29 protein-coding genes are annotated in these 24,448 nt (G+C 54.8%); 12 read left to right on the top strand and 17 right to left on the bottom strand.

Annotation, left to right across the window (positions count from 1 at the left end; genetic code table 11):
• Positions 1–6: 6 nt before the first annotated feature.
• The gene (locus tag ACR0BU_RS17025) at positions 7–645 is read right to left on the bottom strand and encodes a class I SAM-dependent methyltransferase (RefSeq protein ID WP_480738183.1); all 639 of its coding nucleotides are present in this window, start codon (positions 643–645) and stop codon (positions 7–9) included.
• Positions 632–2,068, bottom strand: coding sequence for an MFS transporter (locus ACR0BU_RS17030; RefSeq protein WP_480738184.1), 1,437 nt, complete (start codon positions 2,066–2,068; stop codon positions 632–634). The genes ACR0BU_RS17025 and ACR0BU_RS17030 overlap by 14 nt, the downstream gene beginning before the upstream one ends.
• A gap of 135 nt (positions 2,069–2,203) precedes the next feature.
• Here ACR0BU_RS17030 and ACR0BU_RS17035 point away from each other — a divergent pair, with 135 nt between their 5' ends.
• Complete coding sequence (locus tag ACR0BU_RS17035) at positions 2,204–2,662, top strand: RrF2 family transcriptional regulator (protein WP_480738185.1); 459 nt, start codon at positions 2,204–2,206, stop codon at positions 2,660–2,662.
• A gap of 12 nt (positions 2,663–2,674) precedes the next feature.
• On the opposite strand, the gene ACR0BU_RS17040 is transcribed toward ACR0BU_RS17035, so the two are convergent.
• Positions 2,675–3,571, bottom strand: coding sequence for a LysR family transcriptional regulator (locus tag ACR0BU_RS17040; RefSeq protein ID WP_480738186.1), 897 nt, complete (start codon positions 3,569–3,571; stop codon positions 2,675–2,677).
• Between the two features lie 93 nt (positions 3,572–3,664).
• Between ACR0BU_RS17040 and ACR0BU_RS17045 the strand changes: the two genes are divergently transcribed.
• Together ACR0BU_RS17045 and ACR0BU_RS17050 are read left to right on the top strand one after the other, a co-directional pair.
• Positions 3,665–4,402, top strand: a complete 738-nt coding sequence (locus ACR0BU_RS17045) for an SDR family oxidoreductase (RefSeq protein WP_480738187.1) — start codon at positions 3,665–3,667, stop codon at positions 4,400–4,402.
• Between the two features lie 24 nt (positions 4,403–4,426).
• Complete coding sequence (locus tag ACR0BU_RS17050; RefSeq protein WP_298936375.1) at positions 4,427–4,639, top strand: tautomerase family protein; 213 nt, start codon at positions 4,427–4,429, stop codon at positions 4,637–4,639.
• 65 nt (positions 4,640–4,704) lie between these two features.
• Here ACR0BU_RS17050 and ACR0BU_RS17055 read toward each other — a convergent pair whose 3' ends face one another.
• Positions 4,705–5,610: a helix-turn-helix transcriptional regulator gene (locus ACR0BU_RS17055; RefSeq protein ID WP_480738188.1), complete on the bottom strand. Its 906-nt coding sequence runs from the start codon at positions 5,608–5,610 to the stop codon at positions 4,705–4,707.
• A 95-nt stretch (positions 5,611–5,705) separates the two neighbouring features.
• Between ACR0BU_RS17055 and ACR0BU_RS17060 the strand changes: the two genes are divergently transcribed.
• Positions 5,706–6,455, top strand: a complete 750-nt coding sequence (locus tag ACR0BU_RS17060; protein ID WP_298936377.1) for an SDR family oxidoreductase — start codon at positions 5,706–5,708, stop codon at positions 6,453–6,455.
• A 62-nt stretch (positions 6,456–6,517) separates the two neighbouring features.
• On the opposite strand, the gene ACR0BU_RS17065 is transcribed toward ACR0BU_RS17060, so the two are convergent.
• A complete protein-coding gene (locus tag ACR0BU_RS17065; protein ID WP_299888073.1) occupies positions 6,518–6,907 on the bottom strand; it encodes a DUF983 domain-containing protein in 390 nt (129 codons plus the stop codon).
• 169 nt (positions 6,908–7,076) lie between these two features.
• Between ACR0BU_RS17065 and ACR0BU_RS17070 the strand changes: the two genes are divergently transcribed.
• From ACR0BU_RS17070 to ACR0BU_RS17085, 4 genes are all read left to right on the top strand, one after another.
• Entirely contained in the window at positions 7,077–8,447 is a 1,371-nt protein-coding gene (locus tag ACR0BU_RS17070; RefSeq protein ID WP_480738189.1) for an aminotransferase-like domain-containing protein, read from the top strand.
• Between the two features lie 74 nt (positions 8,448–8,521).
• Positions 8,522–8,737, top strand: a complete 216-nt coding sequence (locus ACR0BU_RS17075; protein ID WP_480738190.1) for a ParD-like family protein — start codon at positions 8,522–8,524, stop codon at positions 8,735–8,737.
• Between the two features lies 1 nt (position 8,738).
• The gene (map, locus tag ACR0BU_RS17080; protein WP_480738191.1) at positions 8,739–9,518 is read left to right on the top strand and encodes a type I methionyl aminopeptidase; all 780 of its coding nucleotides are present in this window, start codon (positions 8,739–8,741) and stop codon (positions 9,516–9,518) included.
• A gap of 18 nt (positions 9,519–9,536) precedes the next feature.
• Positions 9,537–9,926, top strand: coding sequence for a YybH family protein (locus ACR0BU_RS17085; protein WP_299082197.1), 390 nt, complete (start codon positions 9,537–9,539; stop codon positions 9,924–9,926).
• A 16-nt stretch (positions 9,927–9,942) separates the two neighbouring features.
• Here ACR0BU_RS17085 and ACR0BU_RS17090 read toward each other — a convergent pair whose 3' ends face one another.
• A complete protein-coding gene (locus ACR0BU_RS17090; RefSeq protein WP_480738192.1) occupies positions 9,943–10,560 on the bottom strand; it encodes a TetR/AcrR family transcriptional regulator in 618 nt (205 codons plus the stop codon).
• A 106-nt stretch (positions 10,561–10,666) separates the two neighbouring features.
• On the opposite strand from ACR0BU_RS17090, the gene ACR0BU_RS17095 reads away from it, so the two are divergent.
• From ACR0BU_RS17095 to ACR0BU_RS17105, 3 genes are all read left to right on the top strand, one after another.
• Complete coding sequence (locus tag ACR0BU_RS17095) at positions 10,667–11,128, top strand: DMT family transporter (RefSeq protein ID WP_480738193.1); 462 nt, start codon at positions 10,667–10,669, stop codon at positions 11,126–11,128.
• Between the two features lie 63 nt (positions 11,129–11,191).
• Positions 11,192–11,647, top strand: a complete 456-nt coding sequence (locus ACR0BU_RS17100; RefSeq protein ID WP_299986111.1) for a nuclear transport factor 2 family protein — start codon at positions 11,192–11,194, stop codon at positions 11,645–11,647.
• The gene (locus ACR0BU_RS17105) at positions 11,640–12,479 is read left to right on the top strand and encodes an ergot alkaloid biosynthesis protein (RefSeq protein ID WP_480738194.1); all 840 of its coding nucleotides are present in this window, start codon (positions 11,640–11,642) and stop codon (positions 12,477–12,479) included. Before ACR0BU_RS17100 ends, ACR0BU_RS17105 begins: the two co-directional genes overlap by 8 nt.
• Positions 12,480–12,516: 37 nt before the next feature.
• Here the strand turns inward: ACR0BU_RS17105 and ACR0BU_RS17110 are convergent, their stop codons facing one another.
• The 6 genes from ACR0BU_RS17110 to ACR0BU_RS17135 form a co-directional block, all read right to left on the bottom strand.
• On the bottom strand, positions 12,517–12,741 hold the full coding sequence (locus tag ACR0BU_RS17110; protein ID WP_480738195.1) for an ectoine synthase: 225 nt from the start codon (positions 12,739–12,741) through the stop codon (positions 12,517–12,519).
• A 347-nt stretch (positions 12,742–13,088) separates the two neighbouring features.
• Complete coding sequence (locus ACR0BU_RS17115) at positions 13,089–14,195, bottom strand: AbrB family transcriptional regulator (protein WP_480738196.1); 1,107 nt, start codon at positions 14,193–14,195, stop codon at positions 13,089–13,091.
• Positions 14,141–14,614 carry a ribonuclease E activity regulator RraA gene (gene rraA, locus ACR0BU_RS17120; protein WP_480738197.1) on the bottom strand — a complete coding sequence of 158 codons (474 nt, stop codon included), beginning with the start codon at positions 14,612–14,614 and terminating at the stop codon, positions 14,141–14,143. The genes ACR0BU_RS17115 and rraA overlap by 55 nt, the downstream gene beginning before the upstream one ends.
• The gene (locus tag ACR0BU_RS17125) at positions 14,611–14,892 is read right to left on the bottom strand and encodes a class II aldolase/adducin family protein (RefSeq protein ID WP_480738198.1); all 282 of its coding nucleotides are present in this window, start codon (positions 14,890–14,892) and stop codon (positions 14,611–14,613) included. Before ACR0BU_RS17125 ends, rraA begins: the two co-directional genes overlap by 4 nt.
• Positions 14,893–14,904: 12 nt before the next feature.
• Entirely contained in the window at positions 14,905–17,322 is a 2,418-nt protein-coding gene (gene gyrB, locus ACR0BU_RS17130) for a DNA topoisomerase (ATP-hydrolyzing) subunit B (protein ID WP_298936394.1), read from the bottom strand.
• A 125-nt stretch (positions 17,323–17,447) separates the two neighbouring features.
• Positions 17,448–18,020: a TetR/AcrR family transcriptional regulator gene (locus tag ACR0BU_RS17135; protein WP_480738199.1), complete on the bottom strand. Its 573-nt coding sequence runs from the start codon at positions 18,018–18,020 to the stop codon at positions 17,448–17,450.
• 101 nt (positions 18,021–18,121) lie between these two features.
• On the opposite strand from ACR0BU_RS17135, the gene ACR0BU_RS17140 reads away from it, so the two are divergent.
• Positions 18,122–18,688: a carboxymuconolactone decarboxylase family protein gene (locus ACR0BU_RS17140; protein WP_480738200.1), complete on the top strand. Its 567-nt coding sequence runs from the start codon at positions 18,122–18,124 to the stop codon at positions 18,686–18,688.
• Here ACR0BU_RS17140 and recF read toward each other — a convergent pair.
• The 5 genes from recF to ACR0BU_RS17165 form a co-directional block, all read right to left on the bottom strand.
• Positions 18,685–19,782 carry a DNA replication/repair protein RecF gene (recF, locus tag ACR0BU_RS17145; RefSeq protein ID WP_480738201.1) on the bottom strand — a complete coding sequence of 366 codons (1,098 nt, stop codon included), beginning with the start codon at positions 19,780–19,782 and terminating at the stop codon, positions 18,685–18,687. The two genes, ACR0BU_RS17140 and recF, sit on opposite strands and share 4 nt — an antisense overlap.
• 59 nt (positions 19,783–19,841) lie before the next feature.
• Positions 19,842–20,963 (bottom strand): DNA polymerase III subunit beta, encoded by a 1,122-nt coding sequence (gene dnaN, locus ACR0BU_RS17150; RefSeq protein ID WP_480738202.1) that lies wholly within the window; start codon positions 20,961–20,963, stop codon positions 19,842–19,844.
• A 228-nt stretch (positions 20,964–21,191) separates the two neighbouring features.
• Positions 21,192–22,577 (bottom strand): chromosomal replication initiator protein DnaA, encoded by a 1,386-nt coding sequence (gene dnaA, locus ACR0BU_RS17155; protein ID WP_298936399.1) that lies wholly within the window; start codon positions 22,575–22,577, stop codon positions 21,192–21,194.
• A 552-nt stretch (positions 22,578–23,129) separates the two neighbouring features.
• A complete protein-coding gene (gene rpsT / locus ACR0BU_RS17160; RefSeq protein WP_170575014.1) occupies positions 23,130–23,393 on the bottom strand; it encodes a 30S ribosomal protein S20 in 264 nt (87 codons plus the stop codon).
• A gap of 231 nt (positions 23,394–23,624) precedes the next feature.
• Positions 23,625–24,401: an enoyl-CoA hydratase gene (locus ACR0BU_RS17165; protein ID WP_480738203.1), complete on the bottom strand. Its 777-nt coding sequence runs from the start codon at positions 24,399–24,401 to the stop codon at positions 23,625–23,627.
• Positions 24,402–24,448: the final 47 nt, after the last annotated feature.

Consider the following 24,448-nt stretch of genomic DNA (forward strand, 5'->3'; position numbering starts at 1 on the left):
TTCTCGCTACGCCAGCTTCTTCAGAGCGACAACGGCATCTTTGACCTGGGCGGTTTGACCCTCTGGCCCTCGCGCTTCCCGCTCAACGGATCCCACAAAGACTTTGCGCCAGTTTTTGTCATCAATGTCTAGTTCAGTAAGTCTTGCGGGGCCATCCGGCCGCTCAACGCTGGGATCGCCCCATGCCCAAGGCGCGAGTATCTGATGGGTTGCAATCAGCAGAAGCCCTGATGGGCACAGAGCATTTGCAGCGCGATGGAACAGCTCTGCCCTTGGGAGTTCCAAAGGCGTTTCCAGGAACATTGCTGAGATCAGATCAAACTGCCCATCCGGGAAAGTCTCGGCCAGGTCGTGTTGCTCAAAACGGACTTGATTGGAAACACCATGTTTCTCAGCGTTTTCAGCGGCGATACGCAGGACCGAAGGAGCCACATCAACGCCAACGACATTCCATCCGTTCTTAGCAAGCCAGACAGCGTCGTCACCCCTGGCGCATCCGAGATCAAGCGCGCTCCCTGGCTCCCTTTCCGCGGCGAACTTCTCTAGAATGACCGATGGAATGCCAGACGTCTTCGAGCTTGCGTTGTGGTAGACGCCTTCCCAGAATTCAGTGGCGGTTTGAGAGCCTGGATCAAGATCTCGCATTCGATTTCTCCTTGTGGTGAAGTGCGCCGATGAGAACGCTCAAGGCGGCGTAGATTGCGACTGGAAGCCAGAGTGCGACCCTCAATGCTTCGATGTATTTTGCGGGAGTGGGATCGTCGCCAAGCACAGTGAAGAATACCTGAGACACCAGCGCAATCCCAAGCGCGATCCCGATCTGCTGGAAAGCTTGCAGGGCGCCGGAACCCGCGCCCGCGTCGGCCGCGGACACCTCCTTGAGAACAAGTTGATATATGGCCACGGCCGCGGCCCCCATGCCCGCGCCAACGAAGACAAGTGGCAACCAAACAACATGAACAGGTGTGTCATCAGAGATGAGAAGCTTGAGAAAAAGCATGCCAATCAGCAGTGAGACCATGCCCAGCGATGCCCGCAATGCAAGGTGCCTGGTCCCAAATCGGCTGGTCAGAATAGAAGCCAACATGATGCTTAACGGATGCGCCGCCAGTGCGACCCCCGCTTGTGCGGGCGACAGTCCAAGCCCGGATTGCAAAACGATTGCCAATACAACAATTGGGCCAGCGATCCCCACAAACATGAGTGTCACCAATCCAATGCGGGACAAGAAACGCGCATTCTCAAGCAGACTCAGAGGCAGCAGCTGAGGCCGTCCCTTTTTGGCGAGGCGTTGCTGATGATGCCAGAACTTGGCCATCAAAAGAAAAGAGAGAAGGAAGACTGCTGCCAGCCAGCTTGGCCATCCCAACGCACGACCCTCAATCATCGGGTAAAGGAGCGCAACTAAGGCGCCCGCAAAGAGGAACGCTCCCAACCAATCGACGGTCTGAGTTTTGGCTGCACGAGCAGCCGGCAGGAATGCCGCCGCGCCTACAAGAGCAGCGACACCAATGGGAATGTTAATCAGAAAGATGATGCGCCATCCCAAGTCGAACATGTTTGCGGAAATCAGGAAGCCTCCCACCAATGGTCCAGCCATTGCCCCGAGCGCCGTTATCATCCCGAAGAGGCCAATCGCCTTAGCCTTGTCGTCTTCAGGAAAGCTTTCGTGAAGAATGGCCAAGACCTGAGGCATCATCATCGAGGCGGCCAGCCCCTGGGCCATCCTGGATATGACGAGTGTCTCGATTGTTGGCGCCACACCGCATGCAATCGACGCGAGGGTGAACCCGCTCAAGCCGGTAAGAAACAAATGCCGTCTGCCAAGTACATCACCAAAGCGGCCAAATGGCAGCAGCCCCGCTGCGAATGTGAGCGCATAGATCACCAGAACCCATTGCAATGTACTGTGTGAGGCGGACAGATCATCCTGGATCGAGGGGAGGGCCAGATTCACGATGGTGGTATCCAGCATGTTGATGAACGCGGCTGTGAATAGGAACGCAGCGCCAAGCCAATGCTTCTTCCCAGACAAGACTTGCGTAGTTTGGGTCTGTGCAATTGACATCAGAGCCTCCACAGCTGGTGCTGAATCAAAGTAATGAAACTTAATAAGTAACATGACTTCTCTTGTCAATATCACGTTACTTGTAATGTCACAATAATTGCTTTAGTGTTTCAATTCATAGAGTTGGAGACCCAGATGCGGACTGACAACAGACTCTCAAGGATTCTGCACGTCCTGATGCACCTTGGAGAAAATGAAGAGCCGATCACGTCTGACATGATCGGCCAAATGCTCGGAACCAACCCGTCTCTCGTTCGGCGCACGATGGGAGGATTGCGCGGAGCGGGCATTGTCGGGTCAGCCAAAGGGCATCGGGGCGGCTGGTATCTCGAAAAGCCGCTTACAGAGGTTTCTTTGGCCGAGGTCTATACGGCTCTTGGGGAACCCAAACTCTTTGCAATGGGAACCTCCGATGACACGCCCACTTGCTTGCTGGAACAAGCCGCAAACGCCGCTACTCAAAACGCGCTTGAAGCGGCACGAAAGACTTTTCTGAAATCACTATCCAGCCAGAAAGTCTCCGACCTGATTGACGAAAAACGTGAGGAAATCGCTGCCTTTCAGAAGAGGCGAGAGAAAGCTCAATCCGACTAGCAGACGTAGTGCTCAAAGCGCCGCTTTCTCGAATATTCCGACCACCCAATCCAGAAAGACTCGTACACGCGGTGAAAGCTGTCTGTTCTGAGGATAATATGCGGCCAGAGCTATTGGCGGTGGCGGCGCTATTGGCAAGACTTCGACAAGTCGCCCAGCATCAAGGTCTGTGAGAAACCGGTACTTCGGCGCCTGGGCGATACCAAACCCTTCAATGGCCAAATGGTGCACAGTGTCGGCGTCATTTGCGGTGACCAATGCCGGTAACGTCACTTCCTTAAACTTGTCTCCGATTTTGAACTCCAATGGCATCGCGGTGCCGGTGCGAGAGGATAGAAAGCCAACCATTCGGTGATCTTTCAGATCGTCAACGGTCTTTGGAGTGCCAAACCTGGCCAGATACTCCGGACTTGCGCAGGTGACTTCTTGGAGATCTGTCAGGTGTCGCGTGATCATAACGCTGTCGTCTGGACTCCCAGCACGGACGACGCAGTCGACACCTTCGCGTACGAGATCTACCAGTCGCTCTGTTTGTCCAAGTTGCAGTGTGATCTTGGGGTACTTGCTTAAAAACGCAGAGAGGTGCGGTAGTATATATGTTCGCGTTAAGGTGCCGGGCGCATCAATACGCAAAAGGCCCGAAGGCTCGCGCCCACGTAAAGCACTCTCTGCTTCTTCCAGATCAGCCAGGATTGACACGCATCTATGATAGTAGGCCTGTCCATCGGGTGTGGGCGCAATATGGCGCGTTGTGCGTTCCAGCAACCGGCTGCCCAAATCACGCTCCAGCCTTTGAATGGCTTCGCTCGCGGTTGATCGGGGAATGCTCAGATCGGCCGCGGCCTTTGTAAAGCTGCCGCGTTCGAAAACACGAACAAACAAGCGCATCGTTTCAAGTCGGTCAATCATTGTTCGTATTTATCGAATTATTACTCCAACCTCTACAGCATTATCTGGCGAAAACTTCCGTCTATCTCTTGTTGCAACACAAAGGAGATCAACATGACTGAACCTCAGAAAACCGCAATTGTTACAGGCGCCAGCAAAGGAATTGGCGCTGCTATCGCTCTTCGCCTCGCTCAGGACGGGCATGCAGTCCTTGCCAACTACGCGAGCGATGAAGCTGGCGCAAATCAGGTCATCAACACGATCAGAAGTACCGGCGGTCACGCCATCGCAGTCAAGGGCGACATTGCAGAACCGTCCTGTATGGCACGACTGTTCGACGTCGCTGAGAAAGAATTCGGCCGGATCGATACTCTCGTGAACAATGCCGGTGTCATGCATTGCACATCCGTCAGCGAGGCGACCGATGAAGACTTCGAAACCCAATGCGCCGTCAATATTGGCGGTGTCTTTCGTGCTATGCGCGAGGCAGCAAACCGACTGACCGAGGGCGGCGCAGTTATCAGCATGTCTTCCAGCGTCGTCGGCCTCTATCAGCCAACCTACGGAATTTACGCTGCGACCAAAGCCGCGGTGGAAGCAATGACCCACGTTCTGGCCAAGGAGCTCGGCCCGCGAGGGATCACCGTAAATGCTGTCGCACCGGGACCAGTTGGAACTGACCTGTTCATGGTCGGCAAGCCAGACGCGATGATCGAAAGCATCACAAAGGCCAACCCATTTGGGCGCCTTGGAACACCGGAAGACATTGCCGCCGCTGTATCCTTCCTGGCCGGACCCGATGGTCGTTGGATCAGCGGCCAAACCCTTCGCGCCAATGGCGGTGTGATCTGACCCCCCATTGAAAGGAAAACAACAATGCCATTCGCAAACTACAAACTTCCGCAGGGCTCACTGACTACGGCACAGAAGGAGGATCTGGTTCATAAAACGACCGACCTGATGGTTGGCTTCTTTGGAGAAGTCGTCCGCCCGACGACAATGGTTCTTATCGATGAGGTCAAGGATGGTGGATACGGACGCGCAGACGAGGTGTTTGTGATATCAGAAGAGTATCGCGCCAAGGAATAGGCTATTTTGGATCGTGGGCGGTGGCATATACCACCGCCCATTCACGTTGCCGATATAGGCGAGTGTCATTCTGCCGCCAGTGTTTGCGTGTAACGCGCCGGCGGCGTCCCAACAAAGCGGGCAAATGCGGTGCTGAATGCGCTGGAGGACCCATAGCCGATCTTGTCAGAGATTTCTGTGATGCTGTGTTGGCCAGAGCGGAGCATGTGTTTTGCAAGCGTCATGCGCCAGTTCATCAAATACGCCATTGGGGCTATTCCTACGATCCGGTTGAACCGGGAAAAGAATGCAGATCGCGATAGCCCGGCCTCGCTAGCCAGGCGCACAACTGTCCATGAATGATCGGGCGCCGCGTGCATTGCCCGCAATGTTGGAGCAATACGTGGATCTGCCAATCCGCGCAAAAGCCCGGCTGAGGCGCCTGGAGCCGCAGCAGACCGAAACGCTTCAATAAGAAGAACCTGCAACAAGTGCTCCACCACTACGTCCCGTGCCGGACGATCCGAACGCGTCTCATCCCGCAAAAGACCGCTCAGGGCAGCCAACCTTCCTTCGCCGCGAACTACAACGAGGTCCGGCAAGAGCGAAACCAAAAGCTCCGTGTCCGGGCTCTCAAATGTGCAATGACCGACTAGTTGCTGGACCTCTGCTTCCCACTCTGGAGACCCCAACCTGAAGACGCCGTCTTCTCCCTCAACCGGTTGACTTAACATCCCCTTTGGTGGGTCAGGATCTAAACTGGAAAACGTGAAGGAGTTGACCACCGGAATTAGGACGAAATCCCCGGCTTCCAGCTCCAGCATCTCCTTCCCCTCAACCTCGAGGCAGGCGCGCCCCTTAAGGAGTGAGCAATAGAATGCCTCGTTCAGACCTTCCCGGCGCACGCGAAACGGCCCGAAGGCGTGCACGAGCTTTGAATAGGACGTACAAGGCTTCAGCAGAGAGATGATTTCTGAGTAAGGGTCGCTCATTTCAGGACTTCTGATAAAACAATAGAGACTTCGAATTATATATCGTCCCTTCTCTCCTGTCTATCTTTGGAACATGACAATAAGGAGAACTTAATATGAAAACCGCTATGATCACTGGATGTTCCTCTGGCTTTGGGCTGGAGACAGCGCGACACTTCCTGGACAAGGGATGGTCTGTCATTGCGACAATGCGCAATCCGGACGAAACCTTGCTCCATGCATCGGAGCACCTGCGCGTCTTGCCGCTGGATATCTCTGACCGCAACAGTATCGTCACTGCCGTTGAAGCAGCTGGCCCCATCGATGCTCTGGTTAACAATGCAGGTATAGGATGGCTCTCGCCCTTCGAAGGCACGACCACAGAGAATTTGCGCAGGATTTTCGAGACCAATACGTTCGGCACATTCGAGATGACTCGTGCCGTGTTGCCGCAAATGCGCTCTGAGGGTGAAGGCGTGATCGTGAACGTGTCTTCCAGCGTCACGCTCAAGCCGCTACCACTCGCATCTGTTTACACCGCCAGCAAAGCCGCCGTGAATGCGTTTACCGAATGCCTTGCCCTTGAGTTGGCGCCCTTGGGAATCCGCACTCACATTGTCTTGCCGGGTCAGGCGCCGACGACGAGTTTCGGCAAGAACGCAATGGCGCTGATGTCGAAGGCGAACGACACGCCCGAGGATTATCATGCCTTCGTCGACGAGGTCATGAGTGCATTCCGAGACCCAGCAGGCCGAGAATTCACTGAAACCCAAGATGTCGTTGAAGCGATCTGGAGGGCTGTAACGGACACCAGCTGCCCACTACACCTTCCGGCAGGCAATGACTCAGTTGCGCTGGCTGCCTGAAACAGAATGGCCGACCATTCATGGTCGGCCAAACAAACCCATCGGTCGGAGCAAACAGACCTCTAGAAACCATGCATGCGTTTCGCCCATTGATAAGCGACAATCAGGCCTTTCATGCGAGGAAGAAGGAGCAAAGCACTTACAGCAGCGATCAGGGACATGCTTGTAGCAAGCACCCATGGTTCAGGCCGCCACGTGACCCAAGCGATATGCAGGGCAAATCCCATGATGTGCCCGACGATCAGGATGGTCAGATATGCGGGTCCATCGTCTGCGCGCTGGTGGCTCAGATCCAAGCCACAACTCGCACATTCATCGTTTACCTTCAGGAAGCTGTGCAAAAGCTTACCTTTGCCGCATTTGGGACATTTCAAACGCAATCCATTCAGGATCGCAGGCTTGATGGCGCGCGGCGCGGCATCTTCGGAGGTAAAGAAACTTGCATCTGACATCTGTGAGCTCCTTCTGTTGAGTCGCAGATAGCTCAATTGCAGTCAAATTGCAATCTAAATGCAATCAATCTACAATCAATTTATGAATCACCCTGTAGCCACCTTGAAAAGTTCCCTTTTTGTTGGATAGATGCCTGCGACAATCTCACATCAATGATTGGGTCAAATTGTGAAGCCCTGGAAGCCAACCCTGAGTGACAGCGGGAAGCCGCTCTATGTCGAAATCGCGGAGGCGATCAAACGCGATATCGAGTCCGGGGTTCTTTCCGCAGGAGATCGCCTTCCGCCTCAACGCAGCGTTGCCAAGGATATCGGTCTGGACTTCACCACCATATCGCGGGGCTATTCCGAAGCCGTCAAGCAAGGGTATATTGAAACCTTCGTTGGACGGGGTTCCTTTGTTCGGTTGCGGGAAAAGGCTGCAGAAAAAGCCGATCCTCGGCGTGCGCTTGAAGAAGATCCAAAAATGAACATGCCGCCAGAGCCGGACGACCCGGATCTTGTTGAGCGCATGGAAGAAGGCCTTAAGCATGTCGCAGCAAACTTGGTGCCGTTGCTGCGCTATCAATCCGTCATTGGCAGCGCGCAAGACCGCGAAGTCGCTGCGGGCTGGATGCGTGCCAATGGCATCAACGTATCCGCTGATCGACTTGCTATCACACCCGGCGCACATGCCAGCCTGCTGTCTATCCTGACCTTGCTTTGCAAGCCTGGCGCGACGGTACTTTGCGAAAGCGTGACTTATCCCGGGGTTCGCGCAATCGCCTCGCAACTTGGGTTAAAGCTAATCGGAGTGATCTCTGACGACAGTGGAATTCTGCCTGATGCGTTGGAGGCAGCGATCCGGCAGCATGAGCCTTCTGCCGTTTATCTAAATCCAACGCTGCAAAACCCCACGACACTGACACTTCCCAAGAGCCGGAGAGAGGAGATTGCCGCGGTCCTGTCGAAGCATGCGGCACCTTTGGTCGAGGACGATGCATGTCGCTTTGTCTCGTCGGACGCGCCACAGCCGATTTCGCATCTCATACCGGATTTGGGATGGTACATCGCCGGTCTTTCGAAATGTCTTGGTGCCGGTTTGAGGCTGGCGCTGACAGTGGTTCCGGCAGGATTGGCCAAAAACCACTTCACACGGGTGCTGCACGCGTCAAATGTCATGGCATCGCCTGTTACGACAGCATTGATGAGCCGCTGGATCGAGGATGGAACAGCCACAGTGATCCAGTCTTTCGTCCGCAAGGAAGCGGCGCGTCGGCAGGCTTTGGCAGTAGAAACACTGCGAGATCAGGATTTCCGGGCCAGCGCTGAAGCCTTCAACATATGGTTAACTTTGCCTGAAGGAAGCAGTCAAGCAGACGTAATGGGGCAAATGGCCAACCGCCAAATTGGGATCATGCCGAGCAATGCCTTTACCGTGAATGGCCCGCCGTCGGAAACGGTAAGGGTCTGCCTTGGCGGGCCTATTTCCTTCAGCCAATTGGGCGAAGATCTCGAAGCGCTCAATTACGCAATTACCCAACAGGATTGGGTTTCCTGAGACAGCAACGCCTCTGGCTTTCCAATATTGAACCTATATGCGAATCGTTTATGGTTCATATAAGGATCAACCAAATGGCGACTATGGGTATCGTAAAGATCGGCGAAGAACTGCACGAAGACATTCGCAAGGCAAGCAGCGTGATGTGCAGATCTATAAATGCGCAGGCGGAGTTTTGGATGAAAGTCGGAATGCTAGCCGAAGCCAATCCCACCTTGTCATTCAACGAGATCATCAAGATGGAACTTGAGGCCGCTGATGTGAGCATCCCGACCTCGACGGCCGCCTGACATGGTAAAAACTCCTGACGAGCTAAAGCTGATGCGGATATCTGGCAGATTGCTAGCGTCCGTTTTTGAGATGCTGGATGAGCAAGATTTTCTTGGTATGTCAACCTTGCAGGTGAATGATCTGGTCGAGAGGTTCATCACGACCGATCTCGCGTCTAGGCCGGCGAGCAAGGGTCAATACGGGTTTGAATATGTCTTGAATTCCTCAATCAATGAAGTCGTCTGTCACGGGGTGCCTTCAGCTGACGATGTTATTCGAGATGGTGATATCGTGAACTTTGACATCACGCTGGAAAAGAACGGGTTCATTGCTGATTCAAGCAAGACGTATCTGGTCGGTAATGCAGCCCCCGCCACCAGAAGACTGGTTCAAGTTGCGCAGCAAGCCATGTGGCAAGGCATCAAAGCTGTGAAGCCAGGCGCCCACATTGGAGATATCGGGTTCGCCATCGAAAAATACGCGAAGAAAAACAGGTGTTCAATTGTCCGCGAGTATTGCGGACATGGCATCGGTCGGAAGATGCACGAAGAGCCTCAAGTCACGAACTATGGAAATCCAGGAACAGGTGTGAAACTTCGAGAAGGAATGGTCTTCACGATTGAGCCCATGATCAACAAAGGCACCGGCAAGACTGTGACGAAAGATGATGGATGGACCGTCATCACAAAGGCCCAAAAGCTGTCTGCTCAGTTTGAACACACAGTTGCTGTGACTAAGTCGGGTGTAGAGGTGCTGACCCTGCGCGGAAATGAGAGCGCAGCTGCGAGAGCCATCGGTTAGATGCGGTAGCATGCAATCATGAGCGATCACGACGTCCTTAATCTGATCAAGCAAGCTGATAAGGCCATAAGTGCTGAAGACTTTGAAGCACTTATGGACTTCTACGCCGACGATGCCGTCCTCGTCGTCAAGCCTGGCCAAATCGCAAAAGGGAAGCCTCAGATCAGGAAAGCCTTTGAAGCAATCGCGAAACACTTCAAGAACGCGCTGACTATCTCGCAAGGGGAAGCCCAGGTGATTGAGAGCGCTGACACGACACTGGTTATCATGGAAACGCACCTTCACATTGGTGACGAGATCAAGCCAGTCACTCGTCGTGCAACCTATGTTTTCAGAAGAGATCCGATTTACGGATGGCTTTGCACAGTCGACAATTCCTATGGCACCGACCTGCTCGATGACAGGTAGCGATATGCTGCCGCTGTCAATTCGATACGCTTAGCACCAGCTTCGTAAATCTTCTGATGTCGGCTGACCGGACCGTCCTGTGTTGAACGACGACATGCCAGTAGAGCGGTGCGATAAACATATCCAGCACCATGCTTCGATCAGTATCTTCTGACAGCTCACCACGCTCAACTGCCCTGTCCAGCATGACCATGGCTTGCGCCCTTCGATCACACGTCACACACTCCAGCAATTCAGAAAGCTCATCTGAACGGGCGTGCTCCGCATGAAGATCTGGCAGTATCCGACGCACAAGCGAGTGCCGCAGAGTTGCGGCCATCCTGCGCAGCAGCATGGCAACGTCACTCTCAAAGGATCCAGTGTCCGGAATTGGAGTAATGCTCGTCGCCGTTGATTTCACCGCTTCGGTCACCAGTTCAAACTTGGATTTGCTTCGCCGATAGAGCGCCGCCTTTCCAACCCCTGCGCGGGATGCAATGCGCTCCATACGAAGAGCAGAATACCCCGTTTCCGCCCATTCCTCGAACAATGCGCGTTGGATTGCATCCGTCACGCTGTCTTGCAAAACGGCAGCCCCGGCCGGCTTCCGACGCGGCCGATCAGAATTTTTTTCGTCGGAACCCTTGCGTTCCATCGTGATTCTCCTTTATAAAGGACGAAACAGTAGCGTTCCGACGTAGTTTGAAGCAAACTTATCGATACTGCAACCTGTTTTTGGCGACTTATGAAAGGGCGCGAAGATGGATCCGAAAATCGCACTTCTGTGGTTTGCACCTCTGCTTTGCGGCGCCTTGATACCCATCCATGCCGGAATGAACGCAGAGCTTAGCCGCGCGGCCGGCCACCCCCTTTGGGCAACCCTGTTGTCGTTTGGGATATCCTTCGTTTGCCTGGTTGTCGGGATTGCATGGCTTCGCCCGACATTGCCAAGCTTGTCTTCTCTTTGTGCAGCTCCTCCCTGGGCGTGGGTAGGAGGTGTGATCGGTGTCATTTACGTGATGGCGACCATGGTTCTGATCCCACGCTTTGGGGCTGCCGCCTTTATTGCTGCTGTTGTTGCCGGGCAAATGATGATGGCGCTTGTCTTGGACCAGAACCGGCTTCTTGGGAACGCTCCACGACCAGCAGACTTCTATCGCATCACCGGTGCTGTTCTATCGATTGCGGGCGTCCTCATCATGCAATTTGGGAAAGCATCATGACCCAAGCCGCCACTCATATCAAAACCCTCCCAACAAGGGATCAACACGAAGTTAGGAGAGATCATGTCTGACACAAACACGATACCAAGCTTTGGCGCGATGCTACGCGGCGCCCTCGGGGATGCAATCATCGCAGATGCGGGTGAGAACTTCCTGGATATGTGTGACGAGGACATTGTGTTCGAGTTTCCATTTAAGCCGGAAGGTTCTGTGCGAGAGTTACGCGGTCGCGCCGCGATGGAAGCCTATCTACCGAAAGTGGGAGCACTCATTACCTTTGAATCGATGAGCCCCGCAATCACACACCCGTCCAAAGACGGCGAGACCTTTGTTTTGGAATTCTCCTGTAAGGGCAAAGGCGAAGCCGGGCGCTATGACCAAAACTACATCTCGGTTGTCCAGGTCAGGAACGGACGCATCGTGCAATACCGCGACTACTGGAACCCTCTGGTTCTGCTGAATGCGGTCGGAGGCGTCGAAGTTCTGAAATCCAAACTGGGAGACTTTATCGATGGCTAACTCCATTCTTGTTACCGGCGCTACCGGGAAAACCGGCAGCCGCGTAGTCGAGCAGCTGAAAGCAAAGGGCGTCTCTCCGCGCGTCGGCACACGTAGCCCAAAGGGGGAGAACGAAGCACGCTTCGACTGGAAAGACCCATCGACATTCGCGGGTGCCTTCGAGGGCGTCGGGGCTGTCTATCTCGTAGCACCCACAGACACCGTGGATTCACTGGGAGCAACGCAGCCCGGCCTTGAGGCAGCACTTGCTTCGGGCGTCACGCGCTTTGTGTTACTGAGTGCTTCGTCTCTCGAAGAGGGAGGCCCCATGATGGGCGCAGTACACGCATGGCTTCGCGCCAACGCACCAGAATGGGCCGTGCTGCGGCCAACCTGGTTCATGCAGAACTTTTCGGAGCAACAGCATCGTGATCCTATCCGTGATGAATCTGCGATCTACACAGCGACAGACGACGGTCGTATCGGCTTTATCGATGCAAATGACATCGCCGCCAGCGCAACAGCGATCCTGACTGCGCCATCGGTCGACAACACGGACTATATCCTCACAGGTCCCGAGGCGACTTCCTATGATGTGGTTGCCGAAACGCTGAGTAATCAATTGGGACGGCAGGTTATTCACCATCGCATGACCGTGGATGAACTGGCAGAGCGTCATCAAAAACTCGGACTGCCGGAAGAATATGCAAAGACACTGGCCGCTATGGACGGTGCGATTGCAGGCGGTTCCGAAGATCGGGTCACAGACCATGTACTTCACTTGACCGGACGGGCTCCGACTTCCCTCACGGAATTTGTTCGGCTAAACCTTGGGGCATGGTCAAACGGCTAGAGCGAAGCGAGCAGCCCTTGCCCCGGCATAGAGCCTCTCAATAGCATCCAGCATTGATCATTGCGAAAAATATCGCATTGAAATCAAAAGGAAAATGAGAGCCGTACTCATTCTGGACATTCGGGCAACATATTACGAATGGCAGGGCATAGCTTCCGTCGTTGCGGTGCGCTTCTCGCCCGTTGAGCGGCGGAGTGAAGACGCAAACAAACCGCAGATCGGCGTCTGTGGCTTGCGCCAGGTGCCGGTCATGTTGATCCAATACTTAGAGGGTGAACGGCGCAACGGAGTGCCAGATTTCCTCACCGGATGCTCTGATCTGTCCCTTCCCTTCGATACAGTAGCGCGCCTCCAACAAGCTGTAGGTGTGCTCATAAAGCTGCATTGTCATCTTTGATTTTGTTCAGAACAATCTGGGTGTATTCGCCCATAATTTTGCACAGTATTTGCCCAAAAGTTTGCACGGTTCAATATACGCGCTCAATTGTCGATTGTCGTAGCGCGGCTCGGTCGGCCTTCTCGCAGGCAGCCAACTAGTACTTTGGCGACATACAAGCTTTGCAGTAAACGCGGCATCGATTGCTGAGCAAGTGAACTCCATCGGATTCCTCAGTGCTTAATATCCCGCTTTGACAGAGCCGCTACGAGGACAGGTGCCAAAACAAGCGCCGCCAAGACCCTAAAAATATGATGCACGCCGACGAACGCAACATCGCGACCAACGCTCACCGCTATGATTGACATCTCTGCCAAGCCTCCAGGTGAATAGGCTAAGACAAGTGCGACCGGGTCTGTCTCTAACACGTTCGCAACAGCCAATGCGCCTGAGAAGGCCACAGAAATCTGGAGAGCGACAACCATGGCCGCTGCACTTAGAGCTGCGATCAGAGCTTTGATGGGCACTCCGGAAAAGCGTGCACCAACATTTATGCCTATGAAGACCTGTACCAACGCAGTCACAGAAACCGGGATCTCGAATTCTGTCCATCCCAGCAAGTGAACAGCCGCGCTGAATATCATCGGCACTACCACAATAGGTGCCGGCAGCTTCACCCTACCCCGTGCTAGCATTCCCACAACAATACATCCGATAATCCAAACCCAATCGTTGAACGTGATGGAAGCCAGCTGTGTTTGCGCTTCGGGTGGAATGACTTCGAAGTCTGCGATCAGGTTGATTAGTAGCGGAATCAGCAAAATTGCTAATGCAATGCGCAACGCATGAACGATAGCGACACGAGCCTGATCCGCACCCTTTTGCTCGGACAGCAACACCATTTCGGCAATGCCACCCGGCATTGCGCAAAGAGAAGCTGTCAATGCATCAAAGCGCGAAATACGTCGTAAAAGGTAGAAACCCAGGACGTACATTATTCCAAGGGCTAACAGTAAGAAGGCCAGCGACACCCACCAGGCACCAAAAGAGGAAAGCAACTCGTGCGTAAAGGATGCGCCCAACATCACACCTACAGTTGCTCTTACCAGGTCCAATATAGGGCCCGGTAGTTTGACAGGAAACTGCTTCAACGACCCGGCGATGGTCACCAACATTGACCCGATCATCCACCCCAGTGGAATGCCTGTGAGCGATACAAGCCAGCCAGCAACAGCTGCCGTGACTATGATAGCGCCATGTTGTGAGAATTTGGCAAAACTCGAAATCAGACCAATCGCTTCTTGCTGCGCAACACGCCGTCCGCATCGCCGTAAACCCAATCACCAGGATGGGATTTAACCCCCCCGAAGGTCACCGGCTCCCCGATTACGCCCCATCCACGTTTCTCGCTTTTGACGGGGCTGGTCGCTAAGGTGAATACCAGAGTGTCCATTTGATTGATTTCGGCGCTGTCTCGAGTTGCGGCATTCAGGATAAGACCAGCCCATCCATTTTGGATTGCAAGATCAGCCAACATATCGCCAAGAATTGCAATTCGCGTTGATGCTCCGCCGTCGACAACCAAAACGCGCCCCTCACCGGGTGTTTCCAGTTGCGCCCTAAGTTCCGTGTTATCTTCGAAGCACGTCACTGTCTGTATTTGCGCCGCAAAGAATGGTTTTGTCCCGAACTGCCGAAACGGTAGGTGAACAAGTGTAGGCTCTGATGCATGGTGATCGACAAGGTCAGCGGTTTTCATGATGGATTAAATCCTTCCGAAAGTCTCTTTGAGTTCTGCGACTTTTCAGCATCCAGTAAGCGGGTTGGCAGGCCGCGCAGTGTCACAAGAAGCTTGGCCGTTTCTTCCAACTCTTCTGCCGTGCAAACCGCTGAAAAGAGGTCCTTTCCCGAGACGACGGGACCGTGATTGGCCAATAGATTAGCACTATATCTGCCTCCCAGTTCGCGGATCAAATCACCGAACTTCGGGTCGCCCGGCGTTACGTATGGAACCAGTTCGACCGTGCCAACGCGCATCACCACACAAGCTTAGAAGTCCAGGTTCTCTACACTCAATGCGTTTTGCTGAATGAACTCACGACGGGGTTCGACCACGTCGCCCATCAGCTTGGTGAACAAGTCATCCGCTTCAACCATATCGTTCACCCGCACTTGCAACAGCGTCCGCGCGTCAGGATCCAGCGTGGTTTCCCAGAGTTGATCGGGGTTCATCTCGCCCAGGCCCTTGTAGCGTTGTAAGGACAGGCCCTTTTCGCCCTCTTCCAGAATGGCGCGCAGCAGGTCCAGCGGGCCGTGGATTGCCTGCGAGCGGTCGCGGCGGATCAGGCTGGCCGGCGTGTTGTAGATCTCTTGCAGGCTTTGGGTGAAGCTGCCGGTTTTGCGGGCCTCGCCCGACCGCAGCATCGGGCCGTCGAGCGTGCGCACTTCTTCGACGCCGCGCAGAATGCGAGCCAAACGGATGCCGTGATCTTGCGTGATGCGACCTTGCCAGCCGCGTTCATATTCCAACGCGATCAGGTCCAGACGCGCGGCGACCTTATCGGCGACACCTTGAAGATCGGCATCCACCGCGCCGGGCACAAAGGCGCCCGCAACGGCCGCCTGTTCCAGAATATGGCGCGGATAGTGGGTCGGGAACGCGTCCAGTACGCGCTTTAGCTGCCGGGCCTCATCCACAACCCTGGTCAGATCCTGACCGATGATTTCCTCACCCGAACCAAGTTTCAGCACAGCCCCTTCGACGCCTTGGTTGATGAGGTAATCGTCCAGTGCCGCCTGATCTTTGAGATAAACCTCGGATTTACCACGCGAGACCTTATAAAGCGGCGGCTGGGCAATATAGAGATATCCACCTTCAATCAGCTCCGGCATCTGGCGGTAGAAGAAGGTCAACAACAGTGTCCGGATGTGCGCGCCGTCCACATCCGCATCGGTCATGATGACGATCTTGTGGTAGCGCAGCTTTTCGATGTTGAACTCATCGCGGCCAATGCCTGTGCCCAGCGCCATCACGAGGTTGCCAATCTCCTGTGACGACAGCATCCGGTCAAACCGTGCGCGTTCAACGTTCAAGATCTTACCGCGCAGGGGCAAAACGGCTTGTGTCAGCCGATCACGGCCCGTCTGTGCCGATCCCCCGGCCGAGTCACCCTCGACCAGGAAGACTTCGGTCTTGGACGGATCTTTTTCCGAACAGTCTTTCAGCTTGCCGGCCAGGTAATTCACGTCCATGGCCGTTTTGCGGCGTGTCAATTCACGGGCCTTACGTGCGGCCTCGCGCGCCAAGGCGGCTTCGATGATCTTGCCGACAATAATCTTGGCTTCGTTCGGGTTCTCCTCAAACCACTCGGCCAGTTTCTCATTCAGCATACTTTCCACCGCCGGACGAACTTCGGAGCTGACGAGCTTGTCTTTGGTCTGAGACGAGAATTTCGGATCCGGAACCTTTACCGACAGCACGCAAGTCAGACCTTCGCGGGCATCGTCACCGGTGAAGTTGATTTTCTCTTTTTTCGCGATCCCGCTGGATTGCGCGTAGTTGTTGATCGTTCGGGTCAAAGCACCGCGGAAACCGGCAATATGGGTGCCGCCATCGCGCTGCGGAATATTGTTGGTGAACGGCAGAACCGTCTCATGGTAGCTGTCATTCCACCACATCGCGATTTCAACACCAATGTCGTCACGCTCGCCCTTAATATAGATTGGCTCTGGCATCGCAGAAGATTTTGACCGGTCCAGGTACTTTACGAATTCTTTGACGCCACCTTCGTAGAACAGCTCCGTCTCCAGCCGCTCAGCGGGGCGCTCATCGATCAGGATAATACGCACGCCTGAGTTCAGGAATGCCAATTCGCGCAGGCGTTTTTCCAGTGTTTCGAAGGAGTATTCGAGGTTCGAGAACGTATCGGTCGACGCCAGGAACCGTACCTCGGTTCCTGTCCGGTCTCCGCAGTCACCGACCACTTTCAAGTGTTCCGTGGTTTCACCGCCTTCAAAGCGTGCCACATGTTCTTTACCTTTGCGCCAGACGCGCAGTTCCAACCAATTGGACAGGGCGTTTACGACGGATACGCCCACACCGTGCAAACCTCCGGACACTTTGTACGAATTGCTGTCAAACTTACCCCCCGCATGCAGTTGGGTCATGATGACTTCGGCAGCAGAAACGCCTTCTTCGGGATGGATATCCACCGGAATTCCGCGGCCGTTGTCGCTGACGGATACGCTGGAATCAGCATGAATTTTCACCGTCACATGGTCGGCGTGACCGGCCAGCGCCTCGTCAATTCCGTTGTCGACCACCTCATACACCATGTGGTGCAGACCCGAGCCGTCATCGGTATCCCCGATATACATGCCGGGGCGCTTACGAACCGCCTCTAAGCCTTTGAGAACTTTTATGGAATCAGCGCCGTATTCCTGAGGTGCCTGTGCGTCTTCGGACATGCCGTTAGTACCTATATTATTTTAGGAACTTATACGTTCTCTGGTAGGGATTGTCACGCGATCCCCCAATATTTTGTGTTGGTATTGAATGTCTACCTCCGACATGACCACCCACGCCTTTTGCGTCAAAGCCGATCGATATCTGCTGCAATATCCGCAGCTATTGCCCGCGCGTCCACGTCACTGCGTTCCGCTGACAATCGCAGACCCAAAAGGTCGGATTGATACCGCGCCGCCAGCCGATCAGGATCGTGTCCGGGGCTTATCTCACCCGCAGCTTGGGCTCGGAGAAACAGGTTCGCGAAACAGGCTTTCATCTGAGCCAGATAAGCCGCCGCCCTTTGCGCCAGATCATGATCCTTGGCCTGCAACTCGGCATAGGTCTTTGCCAGCATGCAGGCTTTTGTCGGGGCCAGGGCATCTTCGATCACGCGCTTCGGCTGCGCCATGAGCGCGGCCTTGGGTCCTAAATTGTCAGCCAGCGCTGTCAGTCGGGCAATCCCATCCTGTGTGTAGCGCTCTAGTGCCAAAGCATAGAGTGCGTCTTTGGAGCCGAAAGCGGCATAGAAACTGCCAGGGTTCAGTTTCAACTCACGCTCCAGATCCTTCAGCGATGTTCCCGCCCAGCCCTGACGCCAGAAGACGTCGCGGGCCTGCGCGATCAGGACCTCTCGATCATATTCGGGTTTACGGGGCATCAGTTTCACCAATTCTTGAACGTTCGCTCAAATATATACTTGAACGATCACTCAAGAAAGCCTATTTCCACCCCATCGCGCCAAAAAAAAGGAGTTCCGATATGGCTGACTTCCCCTCTCATGACCTCGAAACCGCCCCGGACGGGTCCAAACCACTGCTTGAGAAATCGCAGGCTGCATTCGGGCGTCTGCCAGGGTTGCACAAAGTCATGTCTGAAAGCCCCCAGCACCTGGAAGGCTATCAGGTTCTGCACCACCTGTTCCTGCAAACCGATTTCGATAATGACGAGAAAACCGTCGTCTGGCAGACCATTAACGTTGAAAACGAATGCCACTATTGCGTGCCCGCCCACACCGGCATCGCCAAGATGATGAAGGTCTCGGACGACATCACCAACGCATTGCGTGACGAGACACCTCTGCCCACCACCAAACTGAACGCGCTGCGCACGTTTACCTTACAGGTGATGCAGCAACGTGGAAACGTCACCGACGCAGAATTGCAGGCGTTCTTTGACGCAGGCTATTCGCACCGCGCGGTGCTCGATGTGATCCTGGGCCTCGCGCAGAAAACCATGTCGAACTACGTCAACCATATGGCGCAAACGCCAGTAGACGAAGTCATGCAAGGTTTTCTGTGGGAACGTAAAGTTAGCGAACCTGCCTAGGTCGTAACGACCGAGCCGTCTTCGTCTTCGGTTACAACCAACGATTGGGCTCGGTCACCCAGTTCGGCAAACAGCTCAGGCCCGGTGCCCGTCATCCAGGCCTGAGCGCCCAACGCGCAAATCTCGTCATACAATGCAGCCCTGCGCGTCGCGTCCAAATGCGCGGCCACCTCATCCAGCAAGACGATCGGCGGTGCGCCGACCATCCCTGCCAAGGCCCGCGCGTTCGACAGAATCAGCGAGACGAGCAGCGCCTTTTGCTCGCCTGTCGAGCAATCTTTGGCTGGCACCCCCTTGGCAGCAAAGACAGCATACAGGTCCGACCGGTGCGGCCCGACCAAAGTCCGTCCCGCCGCCAGATCGCGAAACCGGCTTTCTGCCAAGGCGTCCCGCAGATCGTCTTCGGTCGTCGGCATTGTGCCTTCAGTCTGAACAAGCTCCAACTTAGCGGATGGAAAGGCAGTTTCAGCCTGATCCTGCGCAGTCCTTAAATGATCCAATGCAGCCTCGCGTGCCACATGTATGCGAGAGCCCGTTTCGGCCATCTGCCCTTCCAGCGCAGCATACCAATGGCCATCCCGCACCTGGTCCTTCAGCAGCCGATTGCGCTCACGCATAGCCTTGTCATATGTCAGCGACGCTTCGGCATGAGCGGGATCGAAACTCAGGGCAATCCGGTCCAAAAACCGGCGCCGCCCTTCGGCGCCTTCGATCCACAGCCTGTCCATTGACGGGATCAGCCAGACAACGCGCGCCAATTTGCCGAGTTCAATCTGGTTGGAGGCTTTGTCATCAATCCGAACCTGCCGCGCCGCGCCAGATTCGGACCAGGTTTCAATTTCCGACCGATGTCCAAGAGAAACCAGTACTCCGGACAGCTTCCAGCCTAGCGCCTCTGGCCTGCGAGTCATTTCGGCAGCGCTGGCCCGGCGCAATCCACGCCCGGGTGAAAACAGAGAGACGGCTTCTAGAATATTGGTCTTGCCTGCGCCATTCGGCCCATGAATAATCACAGGCCGCCCGTCCAGTGACAGCCGCGACAGTTTGTGCGACCGAAAATGCGAGACTGTCAGCTCGGTCAGGGCCAAAGCCATGACCCCTCCCTTCATCTTTTCAAAAATACTCGCGCCCGAGGCATCGCGCGTCAGCGCGATCAGACGCGCATAGGCATGACGACATAAACCGCACTCTGATCATTGCCTTCGCGCATCAATGTCGGGTCACCTGCGGAATTGAACATGAAAACCGCGTTTTCCCGATCCACCTGAGATGCGATTTCCAGCAGGTACTTGGCGTTGAAACCAATTTCCAGCCGTTCATCACCGTAGGCCACAGTAAGCTCTTCTTCAGCAGCACCGCTGTCGGGTGCGTTCACTGAAAGCACAAGCCTATCCGCATCAAGCTGCAGTTTGACGGCGCGGGACCGTTCTGACGACACAGTCGCAACTCGGTCTACCGCCTGCGCGAATTCGGCTGCGTCAACTTCCAGCTTCCGGTTGTTCCCCTGTGGAATGACACGCGTGTAATCCGGGAAGGTTCCGTCGATCACCTTTGAGGTCAAGGTAATATCAGGCGTTGCAAAGCGAATCTTGGTTTCACTGACCGAGACGGCAATGTCCATCTCGTCATCTTCCAGTAGCTTACGCAGCTCTCCCACCGTCTTGCGCGGCACAATCACACCCGGCATATCCGCCGCACCGTCCGGCAGGTCGGCATCAATGCGCGCCAGTCGATGCCCATCTGTTGCCACGCACCGCAGAACCTTTCCGCCGTCAGATCCATCTGAAATATGCATGTAAACCCCGTTCAGATAGTAGCGGGTTTCTTCGGTTGAGATGGCAAACTTCGATTTGTCGAACAATCGGCGCAACAGCGCAGCGGATGCGGTAAAGTTCGATGCATATTCCGAAGATGCCATCACCGGAAAGTCTTCTTTCGGCAAAGTTGCCAGCGAGAAATTCGATCGCCCGGCCTCGACCGTCAATCGGCCCGCGGCGCTGTCAGCCGTCAGCGTCACCAGGGCGCCATCCGGCAGCTTTCGTACGATCTCGTGCAATGTGGTTGCGGCAACCGTGGTGGCACCGGCTTTTTCCACCTGCGCCGGGGCTTTGTCGACAACTTCGATGTCCAGATCTGTTGCACGAAACTGCGCTGTATCGCCTTCGGCCTCGATCAGCACATTGGCCAGGATCGGAATTGTGTTGCGGCGTTCCACAACGGACTGAGCCTGCGAAACGGCCTTGAGAAGGGTGCCGCGTTCGATGCTGATCTTCATACCCTCAATTCCTCTGACTTAAGTGCCGAAATAGGCGGGACTGGCAAGTTAGCGGTTCAGCCCTGAGGCACAAGGATTTTTTATGGATTTCTGGGTCGGAATACCCATTGCGTCAAGAGGCACGTGGTGCGCCGGTCACAGTTCAGCATCGACCGTGGACAATTGCGCACAAGAAAACGCCCCGGACATCAAATCCAGGGCGTTCCTGACTAGTTTTGGCGACTTACCTCAGGCTTCGAGCGACCGGCGCAGCATTTCCACATCTTCGGCGATCTGGCCGTCTGTCACTTTCAACTCTTCGATACGTCTGACGCCGTGCATGACCGTGGTGTGATCACGCCCGCCGAACCGGCGGCCAATCTCGGGCAGCGAACGGCTTGTCAATTGTTTGCACAGATACATCGCGACCTGACGCGGGCGGGCGTAAGACCGCAAACGTTTGGGCCCGATGATATCTGACAGGCGGATATTGTAGTAGTCTGACACCTTGCGCTGAATCTCTTCGACAGAGATCTTGCGCTCAGACGCCCGCAGCACGTCGGCCAGGCAATCCTGCGTCAGCTCCATATCGATTTCGCGACCCACGAGCGATGCAAATGCAAACAGACGTGTCAGCGCGCCTTCAAGCACGCGGACATTAGTCGAGATACGATGCGCGAGGAACTCCAGCACGCCGTCGGTTATGGTCAGATCAGGGTAGGTGCTGCGGTATTGCTGCACCTTGTTCTGCAGGATGCCCAGGCGCAGTTCATAATCGGTTGGGTGCAAGTCAACAACCAGGCCACATTGCAGGCGCGACTTTACACGATCTTCAAGGTCCTTGATCTCGCCCGGCGCACGGTCGGCCGAAATGATGATCTGCTTGTTCTGATCCACCAGTGCATTGAACGTATGGAAGAATTCTTCCTGCGTCGAATCTTTGCCCGCGATGAATTGGACGTCATCAACCATCAGCACGTCAACCGAGCGGAACAGGTGCTTGAAATCCATCATCCGACGCTCGCGCAGGGCCTGCACAAAACGGTACATGAATTGTTCGGCGGACAGATACAGCACGTTCAGCTCGGGATGCTTGGTTTTAAGTTCCCACGCAATGGCATGCATCAGATGTGTCTTACCCAGCCCAACACCGCCATAAAGAACCAGTGGGTTGAAGGTGACAGGCCCGCCTTCCGAGACGCGGCGTGCGGCGGCATGGGCCAGTTCGTTGGGCTTGCCAACAACAAAGCTGTCGAAAGTAAAACGGGAATCCAGAGGCGCGGCTTGCAATGAATCCAGCGGGGATTGTGGGTTATCCATTTGCGGCACAACAGCTACCTCCGGGGTCGCTTTCGATGAAGATTCGGTCACTTGCGTTGGCCGAACCGGTGAGTTGGCGGCGACGCGAAAGGCAAGGCGCTGCACCGTTTCACCCGAGGTGTTGAGCTCGTATAAAATGAGGTCCGCAAAATTCTGGCTGACATAGTTGCCCATGAAATTGGTCGGCACCGAAAAGACGGCCACACCATCCTGCAACTCCTGAAACTCCAGAGGTTCAATCCAGGTGGTGAAGTTGTTCCGACCAATAGCCTTCAGCAACTTGTTTCGAAGTAGTCCCCATTTCTCTTGTGTCATTCAGCGCCTCACGCATCCCATTCTTATTGGCCTGCCGGCCTTATCAATATGATCCGGTTCCCCGGTTTATGTACCCACACGCACAAAGGTCTACCGTCGCCAAACCAGGGGTTCAGCGGGTCAATCCTTGAAAGCTCGGTTCTTCCGTTTTCTGAACACTCCACAAAACAGGAGTGCCCCGATAACCGGGTTGCACGTCGCAATCTCATTTTTCGACAGGGCCAAGATCAGCGGTTGTCCCGTGATCCTTAGCAGATCGGCAGCCCGGCCTAGGCCGGTCGACGACTAACGTTCCACAAACTTCCTGATGCCCGTCAGTCCGAAAGTGGAAACAGCCTGTCCCCCCAAGCGAGTGAATCGCTGGAACAGTGGTAGCAAGAGCAGCCCGGTCGCGGCAACGAAACTCTGATATTGACTCGGGTCTTTGGCCGAAAGAATCTCTTGGTTTTGGGAAGGCGCGGTATTCTGGCAACACGAAAAAAAGCGTCGCAAGCCGCGACGCTTTTAAAATAGTTCAGCCTTGCTTACGTGACCCCAGGTCACCTTCTGGGCTTAACCCAGAGCTTTAACGCGCGACGACAGACGCGACATTTTGCGGGCTGCGGTGTTCTTGTGGAAGACGCCTTTGGTGACGCCGCGCATCAGCTCGGGCTGAGCTGCACGCAGAGCTGCGGTTGCAGCGTCTTTGTCGCCGGATGCGATCGCTTCTTCAACTTTACGCAGGTAGGTGCGGATGCGCGAACGACGCGCTTTGTTTACTGCGAAACGCTTTTCGTTCTGACGAGCGCGCTTCTTTGCCTGGGGCGAGTTTGCCATGTGTGTCTCTGACCTTTGTTCGGTACGGTTATCTGGGTTGCGCGCCACGGGTTTGTCCGCACCGGATCAGGAATCACGAGTGTGAGTCGGGCCAAGCGGGCCGCACGCGCATGTATAGCGGCGCTAGTTATCCAAGTTTGTTGGGTTTGCCAAGCCGATTCTTGCACTCTGCATATCAGCTATGAAAAAGGCGGGCCTGACCCGCCTGTTCCGATCAAACTGTCATGCGACTTACTTATCGCGGAACTGAGCTGCGCGCTTTTCAAGGAATGCGGCCATGCCTTCTTTCTGATCTTCGGTCGCGAACATGGAATGGAATACGCGACGCTCGAACAGCATGCCTTCACTCAGCGGCAATTCATAGCTGCGGTTAACCGCCTCTTTCGCGGCCATTGCAGACAGCTGAGATTTCTCAGCAATTTTCTGAGCCGCCCCGGTTGCTTCTTCCATTAACTTCTTAGCGGGCACAACCCGGCTGACCAAACCTGAGCGGTCAGCCTCTTCCGCGTCCATAAAACGGCCGGTCAGATTCATATCCATCGACTTGGATTTACCAACAAACCGGGTCAACCGCTGGCTGCCACCCAAACCGGCAATGACGCCCAGATTGATTTCAGGCTGGCCAAACTTGGCCGTATCGGCGGCGATAATGAAATCGCACAACATCGCCAGTTCACATCCACCGCCCAGCGCGTAACCTGCCACGGCTGCGATGATCGGTTTGCGGATAGCACAAATACGATCATTGACATCGCCAAACAGGTTTTGGCCGTAAACGTCAACAAAGCTCATTTCGGACATCTCTTTGATGTCTGCCCCCGCAGCAAAAGCCTTGTCCGACCCGGTGATGACGATGCAACGCACCTTATCGTTATCGTCAGCCTCTTCCAACGCGGTGCACAATTCACCCATCAACTGGGTGTTCAGTGCATTCAACGCATCGGGTCTGTCGAGCTTGATAAGGGCAACGTGGTCTTCGATTTCGACGATGATCGTCTCAAAAGCCATGAGATGCGAGCTTTCAGTTGTTCCGTTCAGATACGATTCCTTATCAC

Source organism: Ruegeria sp. CK2, assembly GCF_056536585.1.